At 69.4% G+C, this 5,302-nt stretch carries 5 protein-coding genes; 2 read left to right on the forward strand and 3 right to left on the reverse strand.

Annotated features, from left to right (window positions below; translation table 11 throughout):
* Window positions 1-29 precede the first annotated feature (29 nt).
* The 3 genes from ACNPNP_RS05290 to dapE all read right to left on the reverse strand — a co-directional run bounded on the left by ACNPNP_RS05290 (window position 30) and on the right by dapE (window position 2,563).
* Entirely contained in the window at window positions 30-197 is a 168-nt protein-coding gene (locus ACNPNP_RS05290) for a DUF3117 domain-containing protein (RefSeq protein ID WP_084595462.1), read from the reverse strand.
* 93 nt (window positions 198-290) lie between these two features.
* Window positions 291-1,508 (reverse strand): hypothetical protein, encoded by a 1,218-nt coding sequence (locus ACNPNP_RS05295; RefSeq protein WP_448965017.1) that lies wholly within the window; start codon window positions 1,506-1,508, stop codon window positions 291-293.
* Entirely contained in the window at window positions 1,490-2,563 is a 1,074-nt protein-coding gene (gene dapE, locus ACNPNP_RS05300; RefSeq protein ID WP_448965018.1) for a succinyl-diaminopimelate desuccinylase, read from the reverse strand. Before dapE ends, ACNPNP_RS05295 begins: the two co-directional genes overlap by 19 nt.
* Before the next feature lie 56 nt (window positions 2,564-2,619).
* Between dapE and dapD the strand changes: the two genes are divergently transcribed.
* Together dapD and ACNPNP_RS05310 are read left to right on the forward strand one after the other, a co-directional pair.
* Complete coding sequence (gene dapD / locus ACNPNP_RS05305) at window positions 2,620-3,573, forward strand: 2,3,4,5-tetrahydropyridine-2,6-dicarboxylate N-succinyltransferase (RefSeq protein ID WP_448965019.1); 954 nt, start codon at window positions 2,620-2,622, stop codon at window positions 3,571-3,573.
* A 264-nt stretch (window positions 3,574-3,837) separates the two neighbouring features.
* Window positions 3,838-5,277 carry a DEAD/DEAH box helicase gene (locus tag ACNPNP_RS05310; RefSeq protein ID WP_448965020.1) on the forward strand — a complete coding sequence of 480 codons (1,440 nt, stop codon included), beginning with the start codon at window positions 3,838-3,840 and terminating at the stop codon, window positions 5,275-5,277.
* The last annotated feature ends 25 nt before the right edge of the window (window positions 5,278-5,302 follow it).

Genomic DNA, 5,302 nt, shown 5'->3' on the forward strand with positions numbered 1-5,302 from the left:
CGGCCCCCCCTTCGAAGTGAGATCGTGAGTCAGCTCACGACGCCTGCCAGCACATCGTGCAGCTCCTTCGCTTCGGCGTCGTTCACGGAGACGACCAGTCGGCCGCCGCCTTCGAGGGGAACGCGCACGATGATGAGTCGTCCCTCCTTCACGGCCTCCATGGGTCCGTCCCCGGTCCTGGGCTTCATCGCTGCCATCGTGGCTCCTTTTCCTCCGGTGGTATGCCCCAAGTTTATCGGTATGCTTCCGCCTCGGTGCGCACAGCGGGCGAATACGTCATGAACGCCCGGTCACGGCACCTGCCAGTACGTGTTGCCGAGCGCATACATGTGATGGATCCAGACCCACTGTCCGAGAAGGCAGAACGCCAGCACCCCGAAGCGGTACACGCGCGACTTCGGCACCGCGACCGCACCCCAGAGCGGCGTGAGCGGCATGAGCAGGCGGAACGTGCTCGACTGCGGGAAGAAGACCGCGAGCAGGTAGAGCAGATAACTCGCGCTCCACAGACGCAGATCCACGCCGAGCCTGCGCACCTGCGGGGCGAACAGCAGCGCGCCGGCAGCGCCGCCCACCAGCAGCACAAGGGCGACCGGTCCCCACCACACTGGCAGCCCCCATTGCCCGAACCAGAACTGCGCGGCCTGCCACCATCCGTCGAACGGGACGAACCCTCCGCTGTCGATCCCCCAGTTGCGCCGCCACGAGAGCTCGGTCGCGAGGTACGCGCCGGGGTCTCCGGTCACGATGCCGGCGATCGCCTGCCATGCGAAACCGGTCGCGGTCGCGAGCGCGCCGAGCGCGACGATGTGGATGATCTCGCGTGCGGGCAGCGGATCGGCGCGCCGCCGCGTCCAGCGGAGGATGCCGTACAGGCCGAGATACAGCGCGAACGCGAGCACACCGGGTCGAGTGAACGCCATGAGCACGGTCAGGGGATAGAGCCACGCGAATCGGCGACGCGCGACGAGGTCGAGGGCGATCAGCAGCAGCAGCACGAAGAGCACCTCCGCGTAGCCGACCTGGAACAGCGCCGCGAGCGGTCCCCACGCGAAGAACGTCACCGCCCACAGCGCCGCTGAGCTGCCGATCCGCCCGCGCAGCAGTCGGTGCAGCGCAACGCACGCGAAGAATCCCGCGACGAGCGAGATGAGGAGGGCGCCCGCTCCCCAGGATCCGAACGGCAAGCCGATCACCTGTGCCGCGTATGCGTAGAGCGGCATGAACGCCCACGCGTTCTCGGCCACCTGGCCGGATTCCGTCAACGGGAGGACGGAGGGGTACCCCTCCCACGCGACCAGCCAATACCACTGCGCGTCCCAGCCGAGGATGAAGCTCCCGATGCTCGCATCGGCGCCGAAGCGCGACGTCGGTCCGGACAGCGCCGCCGCAAGGCCGAGGAAACCCGTGGTGACCAGCCGCCCGAGGACGTAGATCACCCCGATGCGCGCGATGACGGGCACGCTCGCCCATCGCCGCGCGGCGGAGATCACGGCGCGGTGAGCCACGCCCGCAGGCCCTGCTCCACCGCGTCGATCTGAGCGAGCGGCACCCGCTCCTCGTCATGGTGCGCGAGATGCGGATCGCCCGGTCCGTAGTTCACGGCGGGGACGCCGAGGGCCGAGAAGCGCGCGACGTCGGTCCAGCCGTACTTGGGGCGCGGTTCGGCGCCGACAGCCGCGACGAACTGCTGGGCGATCGGGGCGTCGAGACCGGGTCGCGCCCCGTCGGCCGCATCCGTGATCTCCACCTCGAACCCTTCGAGCACGCCGCGCACGTGCGCCGCCGCATCGGCTGCGGTCTTGCTCGGAGCGAACCGGTAGTTGATCTCGACCTCGCACAGGTCGGGGATCACGTTGCCCGCGACACCGCCGACGATACGGACGGCGCTGAGGCTCTCCCGATACGCGAGGCCCTCCACCATGACCTCTTTGGCGCGGTACTCGGAGAGGCGGGAGAGGATGGGTGCCGCGCGGTGGATGGCGTTCTCACCGATCCAGGCGCGTGCGCTGTGCGCGCGGACGCCGTGGGTGCGCACGATCGCGCGGAGCGTGCCGTTGCATCCGCCTTCGACCTGGCCGTTGGACGGTTCGCCGAGGATCGCGAAGTCGGCGGCGAAGAGATCGGGACGATCCGCGGCGAGCAGATTCAGACCGTTGAGGGCGGCGGCGACCTCCTCGTTGTCGTACCACATCCACGTGATATCGACCACGGGTGCGGTGAGTTCTGCGGCGAGCTTGAGCTGCACCGCCACGCCCGCCTTCATGTCCACCGTGCCGCGGCCCCAGAGATACGGCTCGCCGTCGACCGCGATGTCGCGCGTCGGAACGTTGTCGTTGATGGGCACGGTGTCGATATGCCCGGCGATCACGACGCGCTGCGCCCGGCCCAGATCCGTGCGTGCCACGATCGTATTGCCGTGCCTGATCACCTCGAGGTGCGCGAGCAGTGCCACAGCCGCCTCGATCGCGTCGGCGAGCGGCGCCTCTTCGCCGGAGACGCTGGGGATGTCGCAGATCGCGCGGGTGAGGTCGACGGAGGACGCGGTCAGATCGAGCTGCATTCCTCCAGCGTAGTCTTCGGGCGGATCGGCTTTCGGAAGTTCGGTAGCGTTGAGCCATGAGCAATGCGCGCACAGTATGGGGTGTCGGACTGTCCACCATCGCCGGGGACGGCACCGTCCTGGATGCCTGGTTCCCTGAGGTCGCCGAGGGCGAACTCGTCGCGGCCGATGCCGCGGCCGCTGCGGAGACGCTGACGGCGCTGGCCGACGTCGACGACCGGCGCAACGTCCGCACCGAACTCGTGCAGGTGCAGATCGACCTCGACGATGCCCCCGCCTCCACGGCGGACGCGTACCTCAGGCTGCACGCGCTGTCGCACCTCGTCGTGCGCCCCAACGATCTGAACCTGGACGGCATCTTCGCGCATCTGCCGAACGTCGCCTGGACCACGGCAGGGCCCATGCTTCCCTCTGACGCGGCGCGGCTGCGTCCGCTGCTGCAGCGCCACAGCATCCAGGTGCAGGGGCTGGACAAGTTCCCTCGCCTCACCGACTACGTCCAGCCAGCGGGTGTGCGCATCGCCGACGCCTCGCGTGTACGGCTCGGCGCGCATCTCTCCCCCGGCACAACGGTCATGCACGAGGGCTTCGTGAACTTCAACGCCGGTACGCTCGGCGCATCGATGGTCGAGGGACGCATCTCGCAGGGCGTGGTGGTCGGCGAAGGCAGTGACATCGGCGGCGGCGCCTCGATCATGGGCACCCTCTCCGGCGGCGGCACCGTGCGCGTCTCGATCGGCGAACGCACCCTTCTCGGCGCGAACGCGGGTCTCGGCATCGCGCTCGGCGACGACTGCATCCTCGAAGCCGGCGTCTATCTCACCGCGGGCTCCAAGGTCGTGCTGGTCGACGGTCCGAACACGGCCGACGGCGGCAAGACCGTCGTGAAGGCCGCCGAGCTCTCCGGACGCGACGGCCTTCTGTTCTGGCGCAACTCGGTCACCGGAGCGATCGAGGCGAAGCAGCGGGCGGGCGTCGGCGTCACGCTCAACGAAGCGCTGCACGCCTGACGCCTGACGCCTCAGCGGCTCGGTGATCGACCGGGCGGCACAGCGTGCATGCAGCTCGAGGCATGCACGCCTGCTAAGGTTGAGGAGTTGTCCAGATCGTTTTGAGACAACTGCGTCGTCGTCACGGGGTCTTCCCAGACCGTAGCGAGCACAACAGCTCCTCCACCAGTTGGCGTTTCGAACGGCGAACCTCTGCGCACTTCCTGTGCGCGGTCGCCCATCACACGAATCAGACGCGCTGACGCGCGCTCATGGAGTACATCTATGCCTACCTTCCTCGAACTCGGCGTGCCCGCGCCCCTCGCTTCGGTCCTCGCCGCTGACGGCAAGACCGAGGCGTTCGCGATCCAGCGCGACACGCTGCCCGACTCCCTCGCCGGACGCGACCTCCTCGGTCGCGGCCGCACCGGCAGCGGCAAGACGATCGCCTTCGCCATCCCGCTGGTCTCCAGCCTGATCTCCGCCGGCCGCAAGAGCCGTCCCGGTCACCCCCGCGGACTGGTGCTCGCACCGACCCGCGAACTCGCCACCCAGATCGCGGCTGTCGTCGCGCCGCTCGCAGAGGCCGTCGGCCTTCGCGTGACCACCGTCTTCGGCGGCGTCAGCCAGCGTCCGCAGGAGCAGGCGCTGCGCAGCGGCGTCGACATCGTCGTGGCGTGCCCCGGCCGCCTCGAAGACCTCATGAAGCAGAAGGTCGTCTCGCTCGACTCCGTCGAGGTCGCCGTGCTCGACGAGGCGGACCACATGGCCGACCTCGGGTTCCTGCCCGGTGTCACCCGCATCCTCACGGCGACTCCCGCCGGCGGTCAGCGTCTGCTCTTCAGTGCGACGCTCGATCGCGGCATCGACTCGCTCGCCAAGCGCTTCCTCTCGAACCCGGTCAGCCACGAGGTCGACGAGTCCAGCGTGCCCGTCGGCGAGATGACGCACCGCGTGCTCGTCACGACCTCCACCGAGCACAAGACCGGCCTCGTCCGCGATCTCGCCTCCGGCACCGGTCGCCGCATCCTCTTCACCCGCACCAAGCACCAGGCGAAGAAGCTCGCGAAGCAGCTCACCGCTGCCGGCATCCCCGCCGTCGACCTGCACGGCAACCTGTCGCAGAACGCCCGCGAGCGCAACCTCAGCGCGTTCTCCGCCGACCCGACCGACGGCGGCGTGCGCGTGCTCGTGGCAACCGACGTCGCGGCACGCGGCGTGCACGTCGACAACGTCGACCTGGTCGTGCACGTCGACCCGCCCATGGAGCACAAGGCGTACCTGCACCGTTCCGGTCGTACCGCACGCGCCGGCGCTGCGGGAACCGTGGTCACCGTCGTGCTGCCCGAGCAGCGCCGCGATGTGAAGGATCTCCTCCGCAAGGCCCAGATCACCGCAGCGCTGGAAGACGTCAACGCGGCAATCGTGACCGAGCTGGTCGGAGAGCGCGCCGCACACGTGCGTCCTGCTCCCCCGCAGCCGGTCCAGCAGCAGCAGCCGAAGAAGGCCAGGCAGCCGCAGCAGAGCGGCGGACCTGCCTCAGGTTCACCGGCGCGCCGTCGCCGGCGTCCGCAGGGCCAGGGCGGCCAGGGCCAGTCCGCGGCTCAGGGCGACAGCCAGCGCTCCGGGCAGCAGGGTCAGCGCTCACGCGGCCTGCAGGTCGGCCAGCGCGTCGACACGCGCGGCTCGCGCCGTGCGCAGGGCGGCGGATTCCAGGGTCGCTGAGAATCGAGAAAGCCCCGATGCTCCT

Source organism: Microbacterium xerophyticum, assembly GCF_053543555.1.